Annotated in this window: 23 protein-coding genes; 3 read left to right on the forward strand and 20 right to left on the reverse strand. The window is 49.9% G+C overall.

The genetic code is table 11. The features are described from left to right. The first annotated feature begins 175 nt into the window (after positions 1-175). On the forward strand, positions 176-796 hold the full coding sequence (gene lexA, locus B0X71_RS11665; protein ID WP_077590982.1) for a transcriptional repressor LexA: 621 nt from the start codon (positions 176-178) through the stop codon (positions 794-796). Positions 797-902: 106 nt separating this feature from the next. Then, positions 903-1,139 (forward strand): hypothetical protein, encoded by a 237-nt coding sequence (locus tag B0X71_RS11670; RefSeq protein ID WP_077589575.1) that lies wholly within the window; start codon positions 903-905, stop codon positions 1,137-1,139. 983 nt (positions 1,140-2,122) lie between these two features. Here B0X71_RS11670 and B0X71_RS11675 read toward each other — a convergent pair. The 7 genes from B0X71_RS11675 to B0X71_RS11705 all read right to left on the reverse strand — a co-directional run bounded on the left by B0X71_RS11675 (position 2,123) and on the right by B0X71_RS11705 (position 7,952). Beyond that, complete coding sequence (locus B0X71_RS11675) at positions 2,123-2,776, reverse strand: metallophosphoesterase family protein (protein ID WP_198038585.1); 654 nt, start codon at positions 2,774-2,776, stop codon at positions 2,123-2,125. A 77-nt stretch (positions 2,777-2,853) separates the two neighbouring features. Next, complete coding sequence (locus tag B0X71_RS11680; protein WP_077589577.1) at positions 2,854-3,213, reverse strand: hypothetical protein; 360 nt, start codon at positions 3,211-3,213, stop codon at positions 2,854-2,856. A gap of 186 nt (positions 3,214-3,399) precedes the next feature. After that, positions 3,400-3,645: a hypothetical protein gene (locus B0X71_RS11685; RefSeq protein ID WP_077589578.1), complete on the reverse strand. Its 246-nt coding sequence runs from the start codon at positions 3,643-3,645 to the stop codon at positions 3,400-3,402. A gap of 449 nt (positions 3,646-4,094) precedes the next feature. Further along, entirely contained in the window at positions 4,095-4,433 is a 339-nt protein-coding gene (locus B0X71_RS11690) for a hypothetical protein (protein ID WP_077589579.1), read from the reverse strand. Positions 4,434-4,865: 432 nt separating this feature from the next. Further along, positions 4,866-6,206: a type I glutamate--ammonia ligase gene (glnA, locus tag B0X71_RS11695; protein ID WP_077589580.1), complete on the reverse strand. Its 1,341-nt coding sequence runs from the start codon at positions 6,204-6,206 to the stop codon at positions 4,866-4,868. 45 nt (positions 6,207-6,251) lie between these two features. Continuing rightward, positions 6,252-6,632: a MerR family transcriptional regulator gene (locus B0X71_RS11700; protein ID WP_077589581.1), complete on the reverse strand. Its 381-nt coding sequence runs from the start codon at positions 6,630-6,632 to the stop codon at positions 6,252-6,254. A 90-nt stretch (positions 6,633-6,722) separates the two neighbouring features. Continuing rightward, entirely contained in the window at positions 6,723-7,952 is a 1,230-nt protein-coding gene (locus B0X71_RS11705) for a methionine gamma-lyase family protein (RefSeq protein WP_077589582.1), read from the reverse strand. 120 nt (positions 7,953-8,072) lie between these two features. Here B0X71_RS11705 and B0X71_RS11710 point away from each other — a divergent pair, with 120 nt between their 5' ends. After that, positions 8,073-8,681, forward strand: coding sequence for a trimeric intracellular cation channel family protein (locus B0X71_RS11710; RefSeq protein WP_077589583.1), 609 nt, complete (start codon positions 8,073-8,075; stop codon positions 8,679-8,681). Between the two features lie 34 nt (positions 8,682-8,715). Here B0X71_RS11710 and B0X71_RS11715 read toward each other — a convergent pair whose 3' ends face one another. The 13 genes from B0X71_RS11715 to pgsA form a co-directional block, all read right to left on the reverse strand. Further along, positions 8,716-9,018 (reverse strand): rhodanese-like domain-containing protein, encoded by a 303-nt coding sequence (locus B0X71_RS11715; RefSeq protein ID WP_077589584.1) that lies wholly within the window; start codon positions 9,016-9,018, stop codon positions 8,716-8,718. Next, positions 9,015-9,266, reverse strand: a complete 252-nt coding sequence (hfq, locus tag B0X71_RS11720) for an RNA chaperone Hfq (RefSeq protein ID WP_077589585.1) — start codon at positions 9,264-9,266, stop codon at positions 9,015-9,017. The genes B0X71_RS11715 and hfq overlap by 4 nt, the downstream gene beginning before the upstream one ends. Before the next feature lie 11 nt (positions 9,267-9,277). Continuing rightward, positions 9,278-10,231, reverse strand: a complete 954-nt coding sequence (gene miaA, locus B0X71_RS11725; RefSeq protein ID WP_077589586.1) for a tRNA (adenosine(37)-N6)-dimethylallyltransferase MiaA — start codon at positions 10,229-10,231, stop codon at positions 9,278-9,280. After that, positions 10,224-11,144, reverse strand: a complete 921-nt coding sequence (locus B0X71_RS11730; protein ID WP_077589587.1) for an alpha/beta hydrolase — start codon at positions 11,142-11,144, stop codon at positions 10,224-10,226. Before B0X71_RS11730 ends, miaA begins: the two co-directional genes overlap by 8 nt. Positions 11,145-11,201: 57 nt before the next feature. Further along, the gene (gene mutL, locus B0X71_RS11735) at positions 11,202-13,097 is read right to left on the reverse strand and encodes a DNA mismatch repair endonuclease MutL (protein ID WP_077589588.1); all 1,896 of its coding nucleotides are present in this window, start codon (positions 13,095-13,097) and stop codon (positions 11,202-11,204) included. A gap of 14 nt (positions 13,098-13,111) precedes the next feature. Beyond that, a complete protein-coding gene (gene mutS / locus B0X71_RS11740) occupies positions 13,112-15,631 on the reverse strand; it encodes a DNA mismatch repair protein MutS (RefSeq protein ID WP_077589589.1) in 2,520 nt (839 codons plus the stop codon). 91 nt (positions 15,632-15,722) lie between these two features. Next, complete coding sequence (locus B0X71_RS11745) at positions 15,723-16,145, reverse strand: YlbF/YmcA family competence regulator (protein WP_077589590.1); 423 nt, start codon at positions 16,143-16,145, stop codon at positions 15,723-15,725. Positions 16,146-16,147: 2 nt separating this feature from the next. Then, entirely contained in the window at positions 16,148-17,692 is a 1,545-nt protein-coding gene (miaB, locus tag B0X71_RS11750; RefSeq protein WP_077589591.1) for a tRNA (N6-isopentenyl adenosine(37)-C2)-methylthiotransferase MiaB, read from the reverse strand. A 115-nt stretch (positions 17,693-17,807) separates the two neighbouring features. Continuing rightward, on the reverse strand, positions 17,808-18,605 hold the full coding sequence (locus tag B0X71_RS11755; protein WP_077589592.1) for a TIGR00282 family metallophosphoesterase: 798 nt from the start codon (positions 18,603-18,605) through the stop codon (positions 17,808-17,810). Positions 18,606-18,670: 65 nt separating this feature from the next. Further along, complete coding sequence (gene rny / locus B0X71_RS11760) at positions 18,671-20,224, reverse strand: ribonuclease Y (protein WP_077590983.1); 1,554 nt, start codon at positions 20,222-20,224, stop codon at positions 18,671-18,673. A 427-nt stretch (positions 20,225-20,651) separates the two neighbouring features. After that, positions 20,652-21,710: a recombinase RecA gene (recA, locus tag B0X71_RS11770; RefSeq protein WP_077589594.1), complete on the reverse strand. Its 1,059-nt coding sequence runs from the start codon at positions 21,708-21,710 to the stop codon at positions 20,652-20,654. Positions 21,711-21,884: 174 nt separating this feature from the next. Then, positions 21,885-23,138 (reverse strand): competence/damage-inducible protein A, encoded by a 1,254-nt coding sequence (locus B0X71_RS11775; RefSeq protein ID WP_077589595.1) that lies wholly within the window; start codon positions 23,136-23,138, stop codon positions 21,885-21,887. Positions 23,139-23,153: 15 nt separating this feature from the next. Continuing rightward, on the reverse strand, positions 23,154-23,732 hold the full coding sequence (pgsA, locus tag B0X71_RS11780; protein WP_077589596.1) for a CDP-diacylglycerol--glycerol-3-phosphate 3-phosphatidyltransferase: 579 nt from the start codon (positions 23,730-23,732) through the stop codon (positions 23,154-23,156). Positions 23,733-23,757 lie beyond the last annotated feature (25 nt).

Raw genomic sequence — 23,757 nt, forward strand, 5'->3', positions numbered from 1 at the left:
TTCCATGTCCCCTTTTTTAGAATGTATGTTCGTTCGGAATATATGTTCTCATGTTATGACGAACGTCTGTTTTTGTCAAACGATTTTTTCGAACCTATGTTTGCATTTCAAAGCCCAAGTTGCTATACTTGGCGTATACACGTTCGGGTATACCCCAATTGGAGAGGTGATTATGGTGAAGAAGGTATCAAAACGTCAGGAAGATATTTTGACGTTCATCAAAGAAGAAGTTCGCGCAAAAGGATATCCGCCTTCGGTGCGGGAAATCGGGGAAGCCGTCGGTCTTGCCTCCAGTTCGACCGTCCACGGACATCTGGCACGGCTTGAAAGCAAAGGGCTGATCCGCCGCGACCCGACAAAACCGCGGGCGATAGAAGTGATCAGTCCGGAAGACACATTCATTGAACGGAGCCCCGTTCTGCATGTTCCGCTTATCGGGAAAGTCACAGCCGGCCTGCCGATTACTGCCATTGAAAACGTTGAAGAATACTTCCCGCTCCCTCAATCATACGGCGCGGATGATGACCACATTTTCATGCTGGAAATCGTCGGTAACAGTATGATCGAAGCTGGGATCCTGGATGGTGATTATGTCATCGTGCGACAGCAGCAGACAGCTGATAACGGCGATATCGTCGTAGCCATGACAGCGGAAAACGAAGCTACAGTGAAACGGTTCTTTAAAGAAGACACATATTTCCGCCTGCAGCCGGAAAATTCCTCAATGGATCCGATCATTGTAGAAGACGTATCCATTCTGGGGAAAGTCACAGGCGTATATCGCCACATACATTAAATAATACATGAACAAGCTGAGGGGTTCCGCCCTCAGCTTTTTTAATGGATTGAACAGGAAACGGATAAGGTATACATATACCAAATAAGCAAAAGGAGGAAGCGGCATGCATGATCTGGACAGCGGCGACAGAAAACCCGCACAGGATCCGACACCCAACGAGCCTTCACGGAAACGGAGCCTCTATGGCTGTCTCGGAGCCATCCTGCTACTTGTCTTGATCTTGGTATTGTTTGGTGCATGCGCATTAATCGGCGGTGAAGAAGAGGAAGCGCAGAACACATACCTTGCTTCTATTAAAAATGAAGTTGCAGTTTTCGTTGCTAGAGAATATATCGCTTAATGTTTATCCGATTTGCTTAACAGCAATTTGAAAATGAGCATGTCAATTACAATCAGACCACATTAGAGTGAGCTGGTTGCAGTTTTTAAATTTCGACAAAAAACATTTGGACGAACCCGAGAATGAACATACGGAGCACTTCGGCCGCTTGGGGCACCTGCATTAATCAGCGGCTAAGAGGAGGAAGCGTAAAATCTATACCTTGCTTTCACCGGAAGCGAAGTTGCAGTTTTTGATTTTTGGCAAGAGATGATTGGATAGATCAGCTATGAATTTACGATGCGCTTCGGCCGCTTGGGGCATGGCTTTCAGCAAGGAGCCGGAAAGAGCAACCGTCTCCTTGCTAAGCCTAGTCCACGGACGCGCCGGCGTTTAGTTCTGCTAATGACAGTGGTCAGTCAATCCATGTAGTTCTTTAGTTAGCAAATTGGAAAAGTGGGCGAATTTCTCGGCCTAAAAATAATTCAGGTCATATCCAAAAAGCGTGCGAGCATCATAGCTTACTGCAATGTCTTTTTACCACTGTTTTTAGATAAATCTGGTTTTTCCTGATCGTTTTTTCACATTATCACTTGTTCGCCGACTATCACTTAAGAAAGGCCTAACATTCTCACTTTCTAAAGCTCTTAGATACCACGTAAAAAACTAATTTCTGCAGCACAGACCGCTGCAACTCCTGTGAGTTTGCGAAGTGACGAAATCCGCTCAAGGCACAGTATCGAGTTAGTTCGTCGCGAGCACACGGAAAGTGCAGCGGGAAGGCTGGAGATGCATAGCTCTTTTCAGTAACAAAGCAAACCAGCAGCAGGTGTACTCGAATTCTCGGAGTACACCCGCTGCTGGTTCTAACGAAAGAGCATAATTGCTGATCTCTTCTGCTACGTATGAAGTACCCAAGTTGCAAAATGTTACCGGAATGAAAACCGGTTGTCCTGTTCACCGCATGCATCTCTTAAAAACGACTAAAATGTAATTATGCACATTCATCTATCGATATCCCGTTCATCGGTTTCAATATGAACAAGTTCCTTCACTTCCCCACCCGCCGATACTTTCAGCCCCGTGAGGTATCTGCCGTATACGGCGCCCGTATCGATGTACCAGGCATTGCTTTGGGGGTCGAATCCCGGCTTTTCCTGCGGTGTGTGGCCGACAACTTGCATCTTGCCCAGATTCTTGAGCTGACTTCGGTTCCAAAGAATCCCTTCTGCCGTTCCTTCGTTAAACGGATCCTGCGCATGTTTTGCGATTCCGGCATGACTTACGAACAATACATCATTTTCCCAGAACAGCGGCAGTCGACGGATCCACGCTACATCCTGTTCGATATCCCGTCCTGCCGCTGCATACTGGCCGATTGTGCCGGTACCTCCCTGCCGCAGCCAATTGTAATTCGGCGGGCTTCTGAAATGCTCGGTCATCTCGAAATCATGATTACCTTTTACAATGACAACTTGGCCAGGAAGAGTTTCCGTAAGACTTCTGGCCAGCTCCACCGTTTCCGGCGCATGGTTCCCCCGGTCAACTAAATCGCCGATCAGGATCAAAAATTCTTTCCCCGGATTCCAATACCGATCGAGCATTTGCCTGAACGTAAAATAACAGCCGTGCACGTCTCCGACGATGAAGTACTCCATATCCTCCCCCTGCCTTTCCATGCCGATATATCTTCTGTATACCACAGAAAGGCCGCAGCAAATAGCCGCAGCCTTTCTTATATCACCTGATCGTGCACAAAGTAAGAAGACAGTTTCGTTCTCACATGTCCTCTGTACCCTTCAAGCGGAATATCCAGTTGCGTCAGTAACCGATGCGCATTAACCCAGGCGCTCATTTCCGCTGTCACCCGATAGGAATCATCATGAAGCCATTTTTCGTGGTCAAGCCGGTGCTCCAGGAAATCGATCAAATGGCCGATTTCATGCGCGAGTGCAAACACAGCTTCCGCTGTCACTTCCCGCGGAATAGTTATTATCATTTTTGTGCTGAAACTGATACGCCGTGTATCATCAAATACGATCGTACAGCCCCGCTCTTCTGCGTATTGGATTAATTTATTATATGCTTCTTCCATTTTTCAACTTCCCCGGCTGCCTTATTAATTAAACGTGCCATTTGGCAGCGTACAATCCATTTTACACACATTTTTATAAATTAGAAGTCCATTGCATCAAGCTGTCATAACCGGCTGGATTCCACTGCAAAAACGAAGACCCGCTAAAGCTCGACTGCTTCTGCGGGTCTCCGTTTTTGTCAGTTCTTATTCGACTTCTATCATTTCCGGTCTGACTTTCAAGCTTTTCGCCACATCTTCAATTAAATCTTTCATATCCTGGTAATTGGCTTTGAAAAAATCCAAGCCTTTCTTTAATGGTTCATAATCTCTGACCAGCTTGCCATGCTTATCGAAACAGTGGACCTCACTGACTCTGATTAAGTCGCCGAATGCATTGGGAACTTCGTAGTCATCCCCCAATAACAGCACTTCTACTTTTCTGATTTCCATCAGTATTCCCCCCTCATATCCATAATAATACAAAACCGGCTGAATTTCTTCACTTTTTCAAAAATAAACTCCAACTTTTTTCTCATTTTTTCATTTTGAAATATTTTTCAATGTCCCGATATTGTCTTTAGCTGTTGACCGGTCCAGCGCCTTCACTTTTAAAGGGACGAAATATTGCTATGGAAAGTTGCTGTAGATAATAAATACCTCCATAGCCAAAAGCGTGTTGCACTGAAATTTAATAATAAAACGCGCGTCAAGAATGCAGGAATCCGCGTATCCCACCCACAGCCTCTAAAGCCGACCATCCAACCGGCTCCCTTCAGCTCCCTTGTCTGGGCATAAAAAAAACAAAGGCGCCGGTCCAGCAGTCCGGGCGCCTTTGTTGTGCATCTCAGTATATGATTCACTTTGTGAATTGCCTGATTGAATGAAGGTTTTTTCAACCTTTATTGCGCAGATCCGCTATCAGGATATGGCTTTGTAATATCCATCGCATAAATCCCAACGTTGTTTACGAGCAAATCCCGCACGGCATAGATGGGTCTGTTGTTTTTCTTCGTCTCCTCTATGTATCCGTTTACGAGATCCTGCAAGTACGCGCCAAGCGACTCAGTGCCTACTGCTTCCTTTACATCCGTTTGACTCTGGAAAGCCTGCTGGAAATAGATATGTGCAATTTCAATAGCGGAGACTTCCCCTTCATCCGACTGGGTTCCCACCACCTGATAAAAGTTTCCGTATTCGTCAGTGACCAGATCACCGGCCATTATTCCCTTCATGCTCATAACTTTAGCCTCCTTCAGTAATTTATAAATTCGATAAGCCGATGCATTCACTGCAAGTCTTGTTGTTGCTGCATGGCATTGTCAGGGGCAGTATCCTAATTTATCCCCTTTGCTTTCTAGTTATACAGGAAAAATTCCCTGTATTCCAGTAATACAGTATACCTTGGCAGTCGAAAGATGGAGAAACTGCATGGACAGCAAACCTTTCATTTACGTCAACCGACTCCTTGAACGGCTACGACATTGACGAAACAATGATAAATATATACAGCCACGTCTTGAAGAAAATGAAAGGTTCTTCGCTGAATAAACCGAAATTTATTTGGAGAACTTTTTGGACAAATTCCAGACGTGTCCATATTCTGCCCGGAAGTCTTCACTCTTCACCACGAAAAAACCGCTGGAGCTTTAACGCCCCAACGGTTTCCCCACTTAATACATTTTTAGGTACTGCTCGCGCTCCCATGGGTGCACAGCGGTTCTGAACATATCCCACTCAATTTCTTTCGCTTCCACAAAGTTCTTGAAGATGTGGTTGCCAAGTGAGTTTTTGATGACTTCATCTTTTTCAAGTTCGTTCAGAGCTGCTAAGAGTGTGCCTGGCAGATCTTCGATGCCTACTGCTTCGCGCTCTTTTTTATTCATTGTATAAATATTACGGTCAACCGCTTTCGGAGCATCCATTTTTTTCTTGATACCATCAAGTCCTGCAGCCAGCAGCACAGACATCGCAAGGTATGGATTGGCAGCCGGGTCGACTGAACGGACTTCCACACGCGTGGAAAGGCCGCGGGAAGCCGGCACACGGATCAATGGGCTACGGTTCTGGCCGGACCAAGCGATATAGCAAGGCGCTTCATAGCCCGGAACGAGACGCTTGTATGAATTCACCAATGGATTGGTAACCGCAGTGAAGCCTTTCGCGTGCTCCATGATGCCGCTGATGAATTGATATGCGTTCTCGCTCAGCTGCATGCCGTTTTCATCATTCTCATCCAGGAATGCATTCTCATTGCCTTTGAATAATGACAAGTTCATGTGCATACCGGAACCGTTAACGCCGAACAGCGGCTTTGGCATGAATGTTGCATGCAGGCCATGCTGGCGGGCAATCGTCTTAACAACGAGTTTGAATGTCTGGATCTGGTCACACGCAGTGACAGCATCCGCATATTTAAAGTCGATTTCATGTTGTCCCGGAGCTACCTCGTGGTGGGAAGCTTCCATTTCAAAGCCCATTTCTTCCAGTTCAAGCACGATATCGCGTCGGCAGTTCTCGCCGAGATCAACCGGTGCCAAGTCGAAATAGCCGCCATGGTCATTCAATTCAAGTGAAGGTTCTCCCTGATGATCAAGCTTGAACAGGAAAAACTCCGGTTCTGGTCCGAGATTAAAATTAGTGAAGCCCAGCTCCTTCATTTCTTCAAGGGTACGTTTCAGGTTCGCACGCGGGTCCCCGGCAAATGGCGTGCCATCTGGATTATAGACGTCACAGATCAGTCGGGCTACTTTTCCTTTACCGGTGATCCATGGGAATACAACCCATGTATCGAGATCCGGATACAGCAGCATATCCGACTCTTCGATGCGGACGAATCCGTCGATTGACGATCCATCGAATGACATTTTATTATCGAGTGCTTTATCAAGCTGGGAAATTGGAATTTCTACGTTCTTGATGGTCCCGAGAATATCGGTGAACTGCAAGCGGATAAAGTTTACTCCTTCTTCTTTCACAAGCCTTACAATGTCTTCTTTTGAATACTTACTCATTCGTCTGTTCACACTCCTAGGTTTAATTATGTAGCCCGTTGTCCATCAATGATAGAAACGGGATAAATCCCCTTGTCTGACTGAACTGCGGCGGCTTTGCGAATTCATCATCTCAATCCGCAGGAAATCGCGCAGCTCTTCGTCTGTCATCTGTTTCATTTCCGGAGCGGCAAGCGGAGGCTGCACTTGCATATCAAAAATCTTGCGGATTCCCGCCAGATTGATGCCCTGCTCGAGATATTCTTTGATTTCCAGCAGCCGGTCCACATCGTTCAAGGAAAACATCCGCTTATTGCCGGAAGTGCGTGCCGGTGTAATTAACTGCTGGTCCTCGTAATGCCGGATCTGACGAGCTGTCAGACTGGTCAGTTCCATCACAATGCTGATTGGAAGAATCGGCATCGTGCGCCGGACTTCTTGACTCATACTTATCACCTCTATACAATGTTCACCCTTTTACCTTACACGATGTAAAATCGGTTGTCAAACTAATGTTAGGAAAATTAACAAATTAAATCAAACCAATTGCTTGTCGATCAAATCCTGCACAGCTTTTGTTACAGCAATCTTCACATGCTCGTATGTCAGCCCCCCCTGCACAAATGCAGTATAAGGCGGACGAATCGGACCATCCGCAGTCAGTTCAATCGAAGATCCTTGGACGAAAGTTCCTGCTGCCATAATGACATCATCCGCGTAACCCGGCATATAAGCTGGTACCGGACGGTAATGCGCATTAACCGGTGAATTTGCCTGGATCGCCTGGCAAAATGCCACCATTTGATCCGCTGTGCCGAACGAGACCGACTGGATCAGGTCCGTCCGGGCCGCTTTATAATGCGGACTGGTTTCCATTCCCATCCCGTTTAGCAATGCAGAAGTGAAAATGGCGCCTTTCATTGCCTGTGCAACCACGTGCGGAGCCAGGAAAAAGCCTTGATACATATCCGCCAGGGTATTCAGTGAAGCCCCCGCTTCTCCTCCTATACCCGGTGACGTCATCCGGTACGCACATTTTTCAATAAGATCCCGTCTTCCGGCAATATAGCCGCCAATCTTAGCCATACCGCCCCCGGGATTCTTAATAAGCGAACCGGCCATCAGATCTGCACCGGCTTCAATCGGCTCGCGGGTCTCCGCAAACTCCCCGTAGCAATTATCGACGAAGACGATCACGTCTTTTTTCAGCGCCCGCACCCGCCGGATCATCTCTTCAATTTCGTTGACAGTGAAAGACGGACGCGTTGAATAGCCGCGTGATCGTTGAATCGCTACAACTTTCGTCCGGGAAGACATGGCTGTTTCAACAGCCGGCCAGTCAACAGCATCGTTTTTCAACTCCGTGTGCTGATATGTGATTCCGAAATCCGCCAATGAACCGGTGTCTTTTTCACCGCCGGATACGATGGAAGCAAGGGTATCATATGGTTTTCCTGTAATATACAGCAATTCATCCCCCGGACGCAGAACACCGAATAAACTGATGGTGATCGCATGCGTGCCGGAGATGATCTGAGGGCGGACGAGCGCCGACTGGGCACGAAAAACATCTGCATAGACCCGTTCAAGCGTATCTCTCCCTTCATCGTCGTATCCATAGCCGGAAGAAGGATTGAAATGATAATCGCTCACTTGGTTTTTCTGAAAAGCCGTCAGTACTTTCGCCTGGTTTTCAAGTGCAATCGCATCTGCATAACCAAGCTGCGGACGGATGAGTTGTTCAGTTTCCTGGATGAAATTCTGCATGATGTTCTCCTATCTGATCGTTAAAAAATTTTGCCTGCTGCAATACTTGAAATCATAGCAGATTCTGCTACAATTCAGTAGTTGCTTAACATTACAATTATTGGGTGGAGGAATGTTGCCGTGGCATGGGAAGTGCTCAGCATCATTGGGACAGTGGCGTTCGCTGTTTCAGGTGCATTTATCGCAATGGAAGAAAAGTATGATATTTTCGGTGTTTATATATTAGGCATCATTACGGCCTTTGGCGGCGGCGCAGTCCGCAACCTGCTGATTGGCGTTCCTGTTTCTGCTTTATGGGAGCAGGAGATGATGTTTCAAATTGCACTTCTCGCTATTACTGCTGTCTTCCTGTTTCCAAATAACCTGCTGCGGCATTGGACGCGCTGGGGCAATCTATTCGATGCAGTCGGGCTGGCCGCATTTGCCATCCAGGGAGCCATTTACGCTGTGGAACTAAACCTGCCTCTCCCGGCGGTTATCGTAGCAGCCGTATTGACCGGCTCCGGCGGCGGAATGATCCGTGACGTGCTGGCCGGACGTAAACCGCTGGTACTGCGGTCGGAAGTATATGCTGTCTGGGCGGCACTGGCCGGCCTCTTAATCGGATTGGAAGTGATCCGCACCGATACTGGGCTCTTGTTGCTGTTTGCCTTCATCACAGTTCTCCGGATACTTTCTTATATGCTGAAATGGCGTTTACCGTTCCGCCAAATCACAACACAAACGTAAAAAGAAGCTGCCGGCTGCCGGCAGCTTCTTTTTCTTATTTCGTGATCGTCTCGCCGTTCCAATCGAGCATACCGCCCTCAACGTTCGTAACGTCAAAACCTTCGCTCTCGAGATAGGCACAGGCTTGGGCGCTCCTTCTGCCGGAACGGCAAATAATGGCGTACGATTTACCGGTTTCCAGTTCGTCGGTCCTCACTGGCACTGTCCCCAGTGGAATATGGACAGCACCGGGAATTATGCCATACATGACTTCTTCATCTTCCCGGACATCGATGATGTGGACAGTCTCTCCAGCTTCCAGCTGTTCCAGAAGCTCGTCAGCTGTTACAGATTTCATTTCGTTTCCTCCTGCTTCGCCGCTTCCTGCTGATGGTTCAGCTGAATCGGCCGAGCCGGTACAAAAGTGGAAATGGCGTGCTTGTAGATCAATTGTTGCCGACCATCCGTTTCCAGCAGCACCGTGAAGTTATCGTATGACTTCACCAGGCCTTTCAGCTGAAATCCATTTGTCAAAAAGACGGTTACATGGATATTGTTCTTTCTTAACTGATTCAAAAATACATCCTGCATGTTGGCAAGTTTCATTCCCGTACCCCCTAGTTTTTCTCTGCCTCTTTTTGGGCCTCAATCATAGATATTCGACTGCTCCGCCGATTCTCCTTTAAAAAACCTTCAACTTCCGCAACTATTTTTTCAGTTGGCTGCAAGGCATCAGTCCAGTATACCGGCAGTTTGTTACGGAAATAAGTGAATTGCCGCTTGGCGTAATTGCGGGAATTCTTTTTCAGTAGCCGGATCGCTTCCTCCAGCTGTTGTTCTCCTGACAGATACGGAAATAATTCTTTGTAGCCGATCGCCTTCGCTGCCTGTGCAGCTGTAAGCTTCCGGTCAACGAGCATCTCGGCCTCTTGCAGAAGTCCGTTTGCCAGCATGTCATCCACACGGAAATCAATCCGTTCATACAGGATGGACCGCGGCAAATCGAGTCCAATAATCGCTTCGTTATAAAGCGGAACATTCCCTTTCGTGGTTTCCGGCCGGCCGCCTGTCAGCAGAATTTCAAGTGCCCGAAGCACGCGGCGGGTATTATTCGGGTGAATTGCAGTATCGGGATCCAATCCAGTCAGCTTTTTATGCATGTGTGCCGGGCCTTTCTGTTCCAACTCCTCATAGAGAGCTTCCCGGAGAGCGGGATCGGTTTTATCTTCGGCGAACCGGTAGTCGAACAGCACCGCCTGAATATACAGCCCGGTGCCGCCGACAATGATTGGCAGCTTGCCTCGCGAATGGATCTCATCGATTTTTTCGCGCACGAGCCGCTGATAATCCGCTACGGAAAACGATTCAGCCGGATCCAGAATATCCAGCAAGTGATGAGGTATTCCCGCCATTTCATCCGGAGATATCTTCGCGGTGCCGACATCCAGCCCTTTATAGACCTGCATGGAATCTCCGCTGATGATTTCGCCACCCAGCCGGTTGGCAAGCGCCAGGCTCAATGCCGTTTTCCCTGAAGCTGTCGGACCTACAATCGCCAGCACGTCAGGCATCACGCTTCATCCAATCGGCAATGATTTCATAGTATCGCTCCCTATGCAATTCATTGAGCAATTCATGCCGCGCGCCTTCCCCTAAGAAGACTGTCACGTCTTCGGCACCGGCATCCGCCAATTGCTTCGCTGCCATGAACACGCCTTCTCCCAGGTTCCCGACCGGATCGGCGGAACCGCTGACGAAGAAGATCGGCAATCCACTGCGGACTTTGCGCACTTCCCTGGGATTGTGGATGATGAAGATACCGTCAAACAAATCGACGAAGAATTGATTGGTCGGGATGAAGCCGCACAGCGGGTCGGCAATATATGACTGCACGACTTCCGGATCCCGGGACAGCCAGCCAAAACCGGCATCCGCTTCCGGGAACTGGGCGTTGAACTGACCGAACATGACCGATGTCAGCAAATGGTTCCGATCCTGCGGTCCGAATGTGCGGGCCATCGATTTTGCATACCCGCGCGCAACATGTCCCTGGTATTTCACATTACCGCCTGAACCGGACAGCACCACCCGTTCGACCGAATCGCTGTAGAGCTGAATGTAGCGGCGGGCGACATAGGACCCCATACTATGACCAAAAAGAATAAACGGCAATTTATCCAGTTTTTCCTGCCCGGCAAGCACAATTTGCCGGGCATCCTGCACGAGCCGTTCAAATCCGTTCTGCTCTGCTATAAATCCGAGTTTTCCGTTTCGTTTCGCTGTGCGGCCATGGCCTCGCTGGTCATGGCCCGTAACGGCATAACCCTGACGCGCAAGAAAGCGCGCGAAGTCATCGAACCGACCGATATGCTCTGCCATCCCGTGCAGTAAGTGTACATGCCCGATGGGGGATTTTGGGATCCACGTCACCATATACACTTTATGTCCATCATCCATTTCGAGAAATTCCTCTGTTCTTTCCATTCACTTGCCCCTTTCCAAAAACCAAGAATTCGATCAGCTTTACTTCTCTCTTCCTTGCTACATGACCCGTTTAAACATTTTTTCCAAGTCATAGGAAGTGAAATGCACAATGACAGGCCGGCCGTGCGGGCATGTGAATGGCTGTTCCGCGGCTTTTAGATCGACAAGCAGCCGTTCCATATCCTGCTTCTGTAAATAATGATTTGCTTTAATCGACCGCTTGCAGCTCATCATAATCGCCGCTTCTTCCCGCAGTTTTTTCACATCGGCTTTCCGGTCTGTAAGTACTTGTTCAATGAGATCTTCCACCACTTCCTGTTCGAATCCAGCCGGAAACCATGTCGGATGCTCCCGCACAATAAACGATGTATCTCCGAATTCTTCCAGATAAACGCCGTTTTCTTCAAGCACGTCCAGCGATTCTCTTAGCCGGTATGCTTCATCCCGGCTGTAATGGAACGTCAATGGCAATAGAAGAGACTGCCGTTCATCCCGGTCCACTTGCCCGACTTTTTCCCGGTAGAATTCGTACTTGATCCGCTCCTGTGCTGCATGCTGATCAATGAGGTAAAAGCCATCACTGCTCTGTGCGACGATGTATGTTCCATGGATCTGACCGACGACTTCCAGTTCAGGAAATTGTTCTTCGGCTGGTTCCGGATCTGTCGACCAATCCGCCTGTGGTTCAGCGGCCGGTTTCGGTTCCTGCCGTCCCTCCCTTCCGGCTGCCTCGGCAACCGGTTCCGCTCCAATCATCGGATTCGGCATAGCGTCGCTTTCCTTCCGTGCCGCTTCCACGGCTGCTGCAGGTTCTGCCTGACGCCAGGTTGCAGCTGCAGGAGATTGCGTTTCAGCATTTTCTTTTGGGACCGGGCGTTCCTTGACCCGGTCAGCGGATTTCCATATATCTAGCTGATCAGACTTCTTCTCTTGCCGCACAGCCGGTTTCTTTTCAACCGCTGGAGCCCGGACCGCGGATCGGATTGCCGTTCCGATCGCCTGTTCAATAAGCTGCATCAGTTCGCCTTCCTTACTGAGCCGGATCTGTTGCTTGGATGGATGGACATTCACATCCGTCAAATAAGGATCTCCTTCAATATTGAGCACCACAATCGGATGGCGGTCAATCGGCAAAAACGTGTGATACGCCTTTTGCACCGCCCGCGCCGCCGCATACTGCTTCACCCACCGGCCATTGACGAACACCGAGATGTAGTTTTTATTCGCCCGTGTGATTTCCGGCAGAGATGCATAACCGGTTACCTTGTAATCGTGCGTTCCTCCTTCAAACGGCACCATTTTCCGGGCAACCTGCATGCCGTAAATATCGGCCAGCACCCGGCGGATATCGCCGCTCCCCGCTGTCTCCAGCAGCACTTTTCCGCCATGGACGAGCCGGAATGACACCGCCGGACAGCTCAGCGCAAAGCGGTTCATCAAATCGATGACATGGCCAAGCTCCGTCTGAAGGGTCTTCATATATTTCAAGCGGGCCGGCGTATTGAAAAACAGCTGTTCGACCGCGATGTCTGTGCCTTTCCGGAGGGAAGCCGCCCGCTCTTCCGTTATCGTGCTTCCTTCAGAACGGATGAGCGTGCCGCTCTCGCCATCTGACGTGTGCAACATCACTTTGGAGACGGAGGCGATACTTGCCAGTGCTTCCCCGCGGAATCCGAGTGTGCGGATCCGGAACAAGTCGTGCTCGTTGGTGATCTTACTCGTCGCATGCCGGGCGAATGACAGCACGGCATCTTCCCGGTCCATGCCGGAACCGTTATCGATAACCTGCACCCGCATCAGCCCCGCTTCTTCAAGCAGCACTTCCACGACTGTTCCGCCGGCATCCAATGCATTCTCCACCAATTCCTTCACGACCGAAGCCGGCCGTTCGACGACTTCACCGGCCGCGATTTTATTGGACAGCGGTTCATCCATCAATCGGATATATCCCATAATCCCACCTCCTCTCAGCTCTTCAATTTCTGCTGCAGATCGTTCAGCAGCTGCATCGCCTGCAGCGGGGTCATTTCCGCAATCCGGGCCGCTCCGACTGCCTCGGCCACCGCTGCAGCCCTTTCACCGGCCGGATCGAATAACGATAATTGTTCCGGTTCTGCAGTAGGTGCTTCATGCCTGGCTGCTTCGAATTCCCGCAGGAGTCCGTGTGCCCGTTCAATGATCGGAGCCGGCAGTTCCGCCAATTCGGCAACGTGGATACCGTAACTCTTATCCGCGGGCCCTTGCTTCATCTTATGGAGGAATACCACTTTCCCGGATTGCTCCATTGCGGATGCGTGAATGTTGGACAGCCGGTCCAGGCTGTCTTCCAGTGACGTCAATTCATGATAATGCGTCGAAAATAACGTGTTGGCCCCAATTTCCTTATGAATATACTCGATCATCGCCTGTGCAAGCGCCATGCCGTCATAGGTGGAAGTGCCGCGACCGATTTCATCGAACAGCATCAGACTTCGGTTCGTGGCATGCGTAATGGCGTATTGTGACTCCATCATTTCCACCATGAATGTGCTCTGGCCGCTCGTTAAATCATCCGCTGCACCAATCCGGGTGAAGATCTGATCGGTGATCGGCAAATCCGCTGATTCCGCCGGAACATAACTGCCGATTTGTGCCATGACTACCGTCAATGCCACCTGTCGCATGTACGTGCTCTTCCCGGACATATTGGGCCCGGTGATCAAGAGCATATTGCTCGTTTCCGTCAATGTGCAGTCGTTCGGCACGTAACCTTGCCGGTTCAGCATTTTCTCGACGACGGGATGTCGCCCTTCCTCAATTGAAATCGCCGTCCCGTCATTGAATGTCGGCCGCACAAACCGGTACTTTTCCGCCACTGCCGCAAAACTGATCAGAACATCCAGCTCACTCAATGCAGCGGCCAGTGTCTGGATGCGTGAAATATAGGCTTTCGTCTGTTCCCGGATTTCTGTGAACAGCTGGTACTCGAGCGCCAGACTTTCTTCTTCCGCTGTCAGGATCAAGCTTTCTTTTTCCTTCAGTTCCGGTGTGATATACCGCTCGGCGTTGGCGAGCGTCTGCTTGCGCTCATAGCGCTCAAGATCAGCCAGATGCAGATTCGACTTCGTGACTTCAATATAATATCCGAATACCCGGTTATAGCCGATTTTCAGTGATTTGATGCCGGTTTTCTGCCGCTCTTCCTGCTCCAGCTGCGCGATCCAGTCCTTGCCGTTTCGGGAAGCGTAGCGGTAATTATCCAGCTGTTCGGAGAAGCCATCCCGGATCACGCCGCCTTCTTTTGCAGAGAGCGGCGGTTGGTCGCTGATTGCTGTCAGCAATTCCGCCACTTCCTCGCAGCGGTCCAACCGGCGGCTGAAGGCAGCCAGCGATTCATTTTCCGACTCTTCAAGCTGCCGGATAATTTCCGGCACTTTGCTGAGTGAACTGCGGAGCTGCGCCAAATCCCGTCCGCTTGCGCTGCCGAATGCAATCCGGCCGGACAGGCGTTCCAGATCGTACACTTCTTTCAGCAATTCAATGAGCGCATCCCGGGTAAAGAATTCAGCTGTCAATGCAGCAACCAGTTCCTGCCGCGCTTCGATCGGTCTCCGTTCCGCCAGCGGCTGATGGAGCCATTGCTTCAGTTTCCGGCTGCCCATCGCCGTTGCGGTTTCATCGAGCAGCCATAATAGCGTTCCTTTCCGGCCGTCTCCCCGGATCGGTTCCACAAGTTCCAGGTTGCGGCGGGAATGAAAATCAACTGACAGCAATCGGGTATGTTCAATATGCCGGAATGGCTGGATGTGAGTGAGCGACTGTTTTTGCGTGCGGTTCACATACGCCAGCAATAGACAGGCACTGCCTTTCAATTCCTCCGGACACATCACCAGCAATTGGTCATCCACATCGGAACCGGCAACGCTTTCCAGCGACAGAATCAGCTCCTGTGCCATTCCGTTCAACAGCAGCTGCAATTGTTCGGAGACGACCAGCTCCCGAATCCGAAGCGCCCGCACTTCTTCGACCAATTCTTTTTCACCGCCCGTGATATGGCGGATGGAGGCTTCTCCCGTACTGATGTCGACATATGCAAGGCCATAGCCATCCGGTGCCTGCTCAGCGGCTCCGAGAAATAAATTCGAGCCGGACTCCACTTCTTTTCCTTCGGTATGCGTGCCCGGGGTAATCAGCCGGACGACTTCCCGCCGGACCATGCCTTTTGTCTGTTTGGCGTCTTCCATCTGTTCGCATACCGCCACTTTATGGCCTCTTGCAATAAGCTGGTCGATATAGCCGGAGGCGGAATGGTACGGCACACCGCACATCGGAATCCGGCCGTTCGCACCGCCATCGCGGCTCGTCAGCGTGATTTCAAGCAATTGGGACGCCTGCAGCGCATCGTCAAAAAACATCTCATAAAAATCGCCGAGACGGAAAAACAGAAACGCGTCCTGGTAATCGGATTTCACTTGCAAGTATTGTTGCATCATTGGTGTATATGCCATATTACGACCTCTTTCAGCTTCCTCGTGTACTTTCTCATTATAGCAAAAACGAAAAAAGCCGGAAGAGCTTCACTCTTTCGGCTTAAGTATATTAGTTTTTCTTAACTGCACTGGCTACTTTCGAGCCGGTCTCCCCTGTCAGCACGTTGCCGCCGGTTGATTCGATGATCTGATTCGTCACTTGGTTGGCGATCCCGTTTGATACCATCTGCAAAATATCATTTACATCCGCCTGGGACTGCTTGAATTCCTGGACGATCGGAATCGCATCGATTTCTTCTTCAACTTTCCGGATTTTTTCTTCCACCAATTGCAATGCGCGTTCCTTGCCGTATTGCTGGAAGTTTACCGCCTGCTTCTGAAGACTTTTCAGGCTGGCGATTTTTTCGCGCACGGCCTGGTTTTCATTGATCTGTGCTTCTGCGCGCTTGAAGAATTCCACTTCTTCTGTTTCAGCGATCATATTCGCCAATTCCCGCGCTTTTGAAACGATTTCCGCTTTTGTATATGGCATGTTCAGACACCCACTTTTTGGTCTGCTGGGGCTTCTGCCAATTCACCATCCAGCGACCATGTTTTTGCTGCCGTAACTTTCACTTTCACAATCTGTCCGATGACAGACCGCGGAGCCGTGAAGTTCACCAGTTTGTTCTTATCTGTATATCCGGCAAGCACATCCGGATTTCTCTTGCTTTCGCCTTCTACGAGCACTTCCACTATCTGCCCTTCATATGCCTTCATCGATTTGGCGGCATATTCACCGACGAGTGCGTTCAACCGCTGAAGGCGCTCTTTCTTCACTTCCATCGGTACATTGTCCTGCATGCGGGCGGCCGGTGTGCCTTCACGCGGTGAGTAAATGTACGTATAGGCCATTTCAAAGCCGATTTCCCGGTACAGTGACAGCGTTTCTTCAAACTGTTCGTCTGTCTCGTTCGGGAAGCCGACGATGATGTCGGTTGTCAGCGTGGCGTTCGGCATCGCTTCCCGGATCTTGCGCACGAGTTCAACATAATGCTCCCGCGTGTACTTCCGTGCCATGATTTTCAACACATCCGATGAACCTGACTGCACCGGCAGATGGATGTGATCAAGGAGGTTGCCGCCTTTAGCCAGCACCTCAATCAGTTTATCATCAAAATCCCTCGGATGGCTCGTTGTGAACCGGACACGCGGAATGTCGATCTTCCGCAAATCGTCCATCAGTTCACCGAGCCCGTAGGTGATGTCCGGCAGATCTTTGCCGTACGCATTCACATTCTGTCCGAGCAATGTAATTTCCTTATAGCCTTGGGAAGCCAGATGCCGCACTTCCTGGATGATGTCTTCCGGCCGGCGGGACCGTTCTTTCCCGCGCGTGTACGGAACGATGCAGTACGTGCAGAATTTATCGCAGCCGTACATGATATTGACCCAGGCCTTGATGGCGCCTTTGCGCACTTTAGGCAAGTTCTCGATGACGTCGCCTTCTTTGGACCATACTTCGACGACCATCTCTTTTGATAAATAAGCCTCATTAAGGATTTGCGGCAGGCGATGAATATTATGCGTACCGAAAATCATATCCACTTGGTGATAGGTTTTCAGGATTTTATTGACGACCGATTCTTCCTGGGACATGCAGCCGCACACACCGATCAGAAGGTCCGGTTTCTCTGTCTTCAGATGTTTCAGATGGCCGAGTTCCCCGAATACTTTGTTCTCGGCATTTTCCCGGATGGCGCACGTATTCAGCAAAATCACATCCGCATCATCCACTGTATCGGTTGCCGTATAGCCAAGCTGCATGAAAATTCCGGCCATCACTTCCGTGTCATGTTCATTCATTTGGCAGCCGTACGTACGAATATAAAACTTCCGGCCATTGCCCATATCAGCGAACAATGGATCGATCGCGAAGTTATCCACATATGCCACGTCTTCTTTCCCGCGCTTTTTAGCGTCTTTCAGGGAAGGCGGCACATAGACGCTTTGGAAATACTGGCTATAGTCTTTTTCTTCTTTTGGTTTTGAAGGAGTGGCCTTTACTTGGCTCTCTTGGAGTCGCTGTTCCTCGTTCACTGTTAAAAACCCCTTTCGTCCATTGCTCTATTATACTGAATCAGCCGTCTGTGACACAAGGCATGAAGCCGAATCGCTCTGCCACATAACCGGTTCGTGCATAAATTCGACAAAATCAGGGAGCAAACGGGTAATCTTCGTTGATATAAATCCGTTCGAATGACACCGCTTTGCCGCTCGCATCATCGAGTTCTGTGTAAAAACCGCTCAAGACGCCGCGGCCCTGCTTCGGCACTTCAAACCGGACCGGCAGATTCGTTTTGAACCGGTACAGAACCGATTCTTTATTCATGCCAAGAATTTCATCGTAAGGTCCGGTCATGCCAACATCGGAAATATAAGCGGTTCCACCCGGTAAAATGCGGGCATCAGCGGTCTGAACATGGGTATGCGTGCCGACAACTGCTGAAGCCCGGCCGTCGAGATGCCAGCCCATCGCAATCTTTTCACTTGTCGCTTCCGCATGGAAATCGACGAACACGAGCGGCGACTTCTCCTTCGCTTCTGCGATCAGTTCATCTGCGAGCCAGAATGGATCATCGTGCGGCGGCAAAAACACACGGCCATGCAGATTGATCACCGACAGCTTCACCCCGTTTTTCTCGATCGTCACCATGCCGCGGCCCGGTGCATCCACCGAGAAATTAGCGGGACGGATCAGAAAATCCGCTTCATCAATAAAATCAAAAATTTCTTTCTGGTCCCAGGTGTGGTTTCCCATCGTGACCACGTCCACACCCATGTAGAGTATATCCTGATAAATTGCTTTTGTGATGCCTCTGCCGGCTGCTGCATTCTCGCCGTTGACGATCACCGCATCCGGTGAATACTTGCGCTTCAGCCGCGGCAAATACGACTGAAGCGTCTCCCGGCCAATCGATCCGACAATATCTCCAATGAATAGAACTTTCATGGTTTTACATCTCCCCAAACGAAAAAGGCTTCTTTGAATGGAACATTCATCGAAGCCTTCCTCAATTATTTTGCGTATTCCACTGCCCGCGTTTCCCGGATAACCGTCACTTTAATATGACCCGGATAATCGAGCTCTTCCTCTATCCGCTTCCGGATATCCCGTGCCAGGCGGTGAGCCGTTATATCGTCAACCTGTTCCGGCTGCACAATGATCCGGACTTCACGGCCTGCCTGAATGGCGAAGGATTTCTCGACGCCGTCATACGATTCTGAGATTTCCTCCAGTTTTTCAAGCCGGCGGATATAATTTTCAAGCGTCTCACTTCTGGCGCCAGGACGTGCGGCGGACAAGGCATCCGCTGCAGCGACGATGACGGAGATGACAGAAGTCGCTTCCGTATCGCCATGGTGAGAAGCAATCGAATTAATAACGACAGGATGCTCTTTATATTTAGTTGCAAGCTCCACACCAATTTCTACGTGGCTGCCTTCCACTTCGTGGTCAATGGCTTTCCCGATATCATGGAGGAGACCAGCCCGGCGTGCGAGCGTGACGTCTTCTCCCAGTTCTGCTGCGAGCAGACCGGAAAGGAAAGCGACTTCTTTCGAGTGTTTCAGCACATTCTGTCCATAACTTGTACGGTATTTGAGACGGCCCATGATTTTGATGAGATCTGGATGGAGATTATGGATGCCGATATCGAATGTCGTCTGTTCACCGGCTTCCCGGATCTGCTCATCCACTTCGCGTCTCGATTTCTCAACCATCTCTTCGATGCGGGCCGGATGAATCCGGCCGTCCGAGACAAGTTTTTCAAGCGCGAGCCGGGCAGTTTCCCGTCTGACAGGATCAAACCCGGACAGCACGACCGCTTCCGGTGTGTCATCGATGATCAAGTCGATGCCGGTCAATGTCTCAAGCGTCCGGATATTACGTCCTTCCCGCCCGATGATCCGGCCTTTCATCTCATCGTTAGGCAAATTGACGACAGACACCGTCGTTTCTGCGACATGGTCTGCGGCAAAGCGTTGCAGAGCAAGCGACAAAATCTCCCGTGCGTTTTTGTCTGCCTCTTCCTTAACACGCGCATCCGCTTCCTTGATCATCACGGCAATATCCGTCGACAGTTCGTTTTCGACTTCTTCCATGATGACCGATTTCGCTTCATCGCGTGTCAGTGCGGAAATCCGTTCAAGTTCTTCGGATTGTTGTGCAATCATTTCCTCCGCTTTGCTTTCCATCTGCTCAATATGCTGTTGTTTTTCAGCAAGCGCTGTATCTTTGCGTTCCAGGCTTGCTTCTCTCTTGTTCAGCGCCTCATCCTTGCGATCTAGATTTTCTTCTCTCTGAAGCAGCCGGTTTTCCTGCTTTTGCAGTTCGCTCCGGCGTTCCCGGATTTCGTTCTCCGCTTCAGTGCGCAATTTGTGATTTTCGTCTTTCGCTTCCAAAAGAGCTTCTTTTTTCAGCGCCTCGGCCTGTCGATTCGCATCTTCTAAAATCTGGTTTGCGACACTCCGGGCTCCGGCTACATTGGAATCGTTCACTTTCTTCAAAGCCCAATATCCAACAGCTGCACCGATGATGAGTCCTAGCAAAGCGAAGAGGATTTCATTCATACTTTCCATTCGGAAACCTCCTCTTGCTTCTGTAATTCGTACATATTCAAAGAATGGCGGAAACTGCCCGCCATTCATCGAATTGCAATTTGAAAATTATACAATTTTAATTGTATAGATGCACGTATGCCCTGTCAACATTAGAAAAGCGGGAGGCCTTGCCGCAACCGGATCTGACCGCCGGATAAGCTCTATTCCTGATTATAGCGTTTCGCTTTAATCCTGGATCTGAAGTTGTCGGACCGGTTTATCTCAGCGCCATCATATTCACCGTGTTCCTCCAACATAAAAGCCATTCCTTTTACAAACGTAAAAACGAATTTTTTCATACCTTCACCCATACTGCGTAAGAACCGCTCCCCTTTAACAGAGCCAATTCTAAAAAAACGCTGTCCAAGCAAGGCCTGGACAGCGCAGTTCATTGTTCTTATTCTTCGTCGAGCAAGTCGTCAAAATTATCGTCTTGCTCTCCGCCATGTGCAGCAATCGTATAGGAAGTTGCCGCCATTCCGTATGATTCACGGATTCTTCCGGCAATTTCATTGCGGGTGGCCTGGTTTTCTTTCAGGAACTGCTTCGCATTTTCACGGCCTTGTCCGAGGCGCTCCTCATTATACGAGTACCATGATCCGCTCTTCTGGACAATATCAAGTTCTGCACCGAGATCCACGATCTCACCTTCACGCGAAATCCCTTGACCATACATGATATCCACTTCCGCAGTGCGGAAAGGAGGCGCCACTTTATTTTTTACGACTTTGATCTTCGTTCTGTTGCCGACGATGTCATTTCCCTGCTTCAGTGCTTCTGCACGTCTGACTTCCAGACGGACGGAGCTGTAGAACTTCAGTGCACGCCCACCCGGTGTCGTTTCCGGGTTCCCGAACATAACGCCGATCTTCTCACGGATCTGGTTGATGAAGATCGTGATGGTTTTCGATTTGCTGATCGCACCCGATAATTTCCGGAGCGCCTGTGACATGAGACGAGCCTGAAGCCCGACGTGCGAGTCACCCATTTCGCCTTCAATTTCCGCTTTTGGCACGAGTGCCGCCACGGAATCGACAACAACGATGTCGATCGCACCGCTTCGCACAAGCGCTTCACAGATTTCAAGTGCCTGCTCGCCAGTGTCCGGCTGTGACAGCAGAAGCTCGTCGATGTCGACGCCGAGTTTTTTTGCATAAACCGGATCCAATGCATGCTCAGCATCGATGAATGCTGCCGTTCCGCCTGATGCCTGCACTTCTGCGATCGCATGCAGCGCTACAGTCGTTTTACCTGAACTTTCCGGTCCGTATACTTCAATGATCCGTCCGCGCGGGAAACCGCCTACGCCAAGCGCAATATCCAGCGCCAGAGAACCGCTTGATACGGATGATATATTATGGTCTGTATTTTCTCCCATTTTCATGACAGACCCTTTACCAAATTGTTTCTCGATCTGCTTCAGAGCCATGTCTAAAGCCGCTTTACGATCGCTCAATGAAAATCCTCCTTTAATGGAACATCAATTTATCCCTCTGTTACTACTATACTCTTTTTATGAGAAAAATTCAAGAAAAAAGCGAACGTTTATTCGGTTTTTTATTCAAAAAAGCTATTTTCCTTCCAGTCATGCTTTCATATCCTCTTTTTGGGCAAGATAAAGCGGACAAAATCAAATTTTGCCCACTTCTCCCTGTGTCAGTATTCGTATCGTATGATGCAAGGCCAATTTTACTGCCCGCAGGCGGTTGGTGTTGCGCATGCCAAGCAAATGAAGCTCGTGCGTTTCGGTTCCTTCCTCCGTAGCAAAACCAATCCATACCGTACCCGCCGGCTGGCCCCCATGTGCTTCGGGCCCTGCCGCGCCGGTCAGACTGACACCGACGTCTGTTCCCATCCGATCCCGGACATTTGACGCCATAGCTTCTGCGCATTCCGGACTCGCCGGGCCATATTGTGCCAGCAGTTCAGCCGACACCCCGAGCTGTTGTATTTTCGCCTGTTCGGTGTAAGTTACAGCTCCGCCTGCCAGCACAGCGCTGGCCCCTGGAATTGCGGCGATCTCTGACATAAAAAGACCTGCCGTCAGGCTTTCTGCAGCGGCAATCGTCTTACTTTGGGCTGTCAGCAATTCTACGACCTTTGAAGCAAGCGAGTCGTCATCGTAGCCATACAGATAATTTCCTGCCCGTTCGAGCAGCTGCTTCTTTGCCAATCCGATCAATTCCCAAGCTTCATGTTCCGCATCCGTTTTGGCCGAAATGCGTAGTGTGACTTCCCCGTCGGAAGCAAGCGGCGCAATCGTCGGATTGGACTGCGTTTCCAGAATGTCCTGAATCCGGTCTTCAAGTTCCGCTTCTCCGATGCCATAAAACCGGAGAACGTGCGATACGATCACTTGCTCTTTATGCAGCATTCTGGCCAATTTTGGCTTTCCTTCAAACTGAAACATCGGTTCAATTTCTTTCGGTGGGCCTGGCAGCAGCATGTAGACATGGCGGTCTTTTTCAAAGAGCATTCCCGGCGCCATGCCATGATGATTCGGCAGGACAGTGCTGTCTTTAACGACCAGCGCCTGTTTTTTGTTGTTTTCTGTCATCGGGCGGCCGTACCGGGCAAAAAATGCTTCGATGGATGCGAGAGCTTCCTCATCCATGACCAGTTCGGAACCGATATGCCGAACGATGGTTTCTTTCGTTAAATCGTCTTTTGTCGGTCCGAGTCCACCGGTCAGGATAATCAGATCGGCTCGCTCTTCAGCGATCGTCAGCGCATGTTCAAGCCGCTGTGGATTGTCACCGACCACTGTATGATAATACACGTTGATGCCAAGTTCCGCCAGATGACCGGACAGGAACCGGGCATTCGTATTCGTGATTTGACCAAGCAATAGCTCAGATCCCACTGCAATGATTTCTGCATTCATGCACTTTCTCTCCTTTTATTTGGAAACAAGCAGGATGCGCCGGTTTTTCGAAAAGTATTCCCATCCGGACCATATGGTGAAGAACAGGGCGACATACAGCATAATTTGTGCAAACGGGATATCAACCAGCGCAAACAGAATATTATCCAGTAACAGCGCTGAGATGGCGATGATCTGGGTCCAGGTTTTCAGCTTTCCGAGCGTATTTGCGGCAACCACTTCGCCTTCGCTGGCCAGCAGGAGCCGAAGCCCGGTAACCGCGAATTCCCGGCTGATAATAATGATCACGACCCATGAAGGCGCATAACCCATTTCCACCAAAATAATCAGCGCCGCCGAAACGAGAAGTTTATCGGCGAGCGGATCAAGAAATTTACCCATATTTGTGACTAAATCATATTTGCGGGCATAATAGCCATCTATCCAATCAGTAAGAGACGCAATAATAAACAAAAGCGCCCCTGCAAATTGCGATACCGGCATATCCGCTCCCAGTACCGTGATTTCGCCCCAGCCGAAATCGACGAGCAGCAAAATCATGAATACCGGTATCAGCAGAATCCTGGACACGGTAATCTGATTAGGTATATTCATCCTCAATCTCCTTCCAGTTCACACA

The organism is Planococcus lenghuensis (assembly GCF_001999905.1).
In the GTDB taxonomy this organism is placed as follows: domain Bacteria; phylum Bacillota; class Bacilli; order Bacillales_A; family Planococcaceae; genus Indiicoccus; species Indiicoccus lenghuensis.

Excerpts from the sequence above, each read along its gene's own strand:
- B0X71_RS11670 (WP_077589575.1), top strand. The coding sequence starts at position 903 with ATGCATGATCTGGACAGCGGCGACAGAAAACCCGCACAGGATCCGACA.
- B0X71_RS11675 (WP_198038585.1), bottom strand. The coding sequence starts at position 2,776 with ATGGAGTACTTCATCGTCGGAGACGTGCACGGCTGTTATTTTACGTTC.
- B0X71_RS11680 (WP_077589577.1), bottom strand. The coding sequence starts at position 3,213 with ATGGAAGAAGCATATAATAAATTAATCCAATACGCAGAAGAGCGGGGC.
- B0X71_RS11685 (WP_077589578.1), bottom strand. The coding sequence starts at position 3,645 with ATGGAAATCAGAAAAGTAGAAGTGCTGTTATTGGGGGATGACTACGAA.
- B0X71_RS11690 (WP_077589579.1), bottom strand. The coding sequence starts at position 4,433 with ATGAGCATGAAGGGAATAATGGCCGGTGATCTGGTCACTGACGAATAC.
- glnA (WP_077589580.1), bottom strand. The coding sequence starts at position 6,206 with ATGAGTAAGTATTCAAAAGAAGACATTGTAAGGCTTGTGAAAGAAGAA.
- B0X71_RS11700 (WP_077589581.1), bottom strand. The coding sequence starts at position 6,632 with ATGAGTCAAGAAGTCCGGCGCACGATGCCGATTCTTCCAATCAGCATT.
- B0X71_RS11705 (WP_077589582.1), bottom strand. The coding sequence starts at position 7,952 with ATGCAGAATTTCATCCAGGAAACTGAACAACTCATCCGTCCGCAGCTT.
- B0X71_RS11715 (WP_077589584.1), bottom strand. The coding sequence starts at position 9,018 with ATGAAATCTGTAACAGCTGACGAGCTTCTGGAACAGCTGGAAGCTGGA.
- hfq (WP_077589585.1), bottom strand. The coding sequence starts at position 9,266 with ATGAAACTTGCCAACATGCAGGATGTATTTTTGAATCAGTTAAGAAAG.
- miaA (WP_077589586.1), bottom strand. The coding sequence starts at position 10,231 with ATGCCTGACGTGCTGGCGATTGTAGGTCCGACAGCTTCAGGGAAAACG.
- B0X71_RS11730 (WP_077589587.1), bottom strand. The coding sequence starts at position 11,144 with ATGGAAAGAACAGAGGAATTTCTCGAAATGGATGATGGACATAAAGTG.
- mutL (WP_077589588.1), bottom strand. The coding sequence starts at position 13,097 with ATGGGATATATCCGATTGATGGATGAACCGCTGTCCAATAAAATCGCG.
- mutS (WP_077589589.1), bottom strand. The coding sequence starts at position 15,631 with ATGGCATATACACCAATGATGCAACAATACTTGCAAGTGAAATCCGAT.
- B0X71_RS11745 (WP_077589590.1), bottom strand. The coding sequence starts at position 16,145 with ATGCCATATACAAAAGCGGAAATCGTTTCAAAAGCGCGGGAATTGGCG.
- B0X71_RS11755 (WP_077589592.1), bottom strand. The coding sequence starts at position 18,605 with ATGAAAGTTCTATTCATTGGAGATATTGTCGGATCGATTGGCCGGGAG.
- rny (WP_077590983.1), bottom strand. The coding sequence starts at position 20,224 with ATGAATGAAATCCTCTTCGCTTTGCTAGGACTCATCATCGGTGCAGCT.
- B0X71_RS11775 (WP_077589595.1), bottom strand. The coding sequence starts at position 23,138 with ATGAATGCAGAAATCATTGCAGTGGGATCTGAGCTATTGCTTGGTCAA.
- pgsA (WP_077589596.1), bottom strand. The coding sequence starts at position 23,732 with ATGAATATACCTAATCAGATTACCGTGTCCAGGATTCTGCTGATACCG.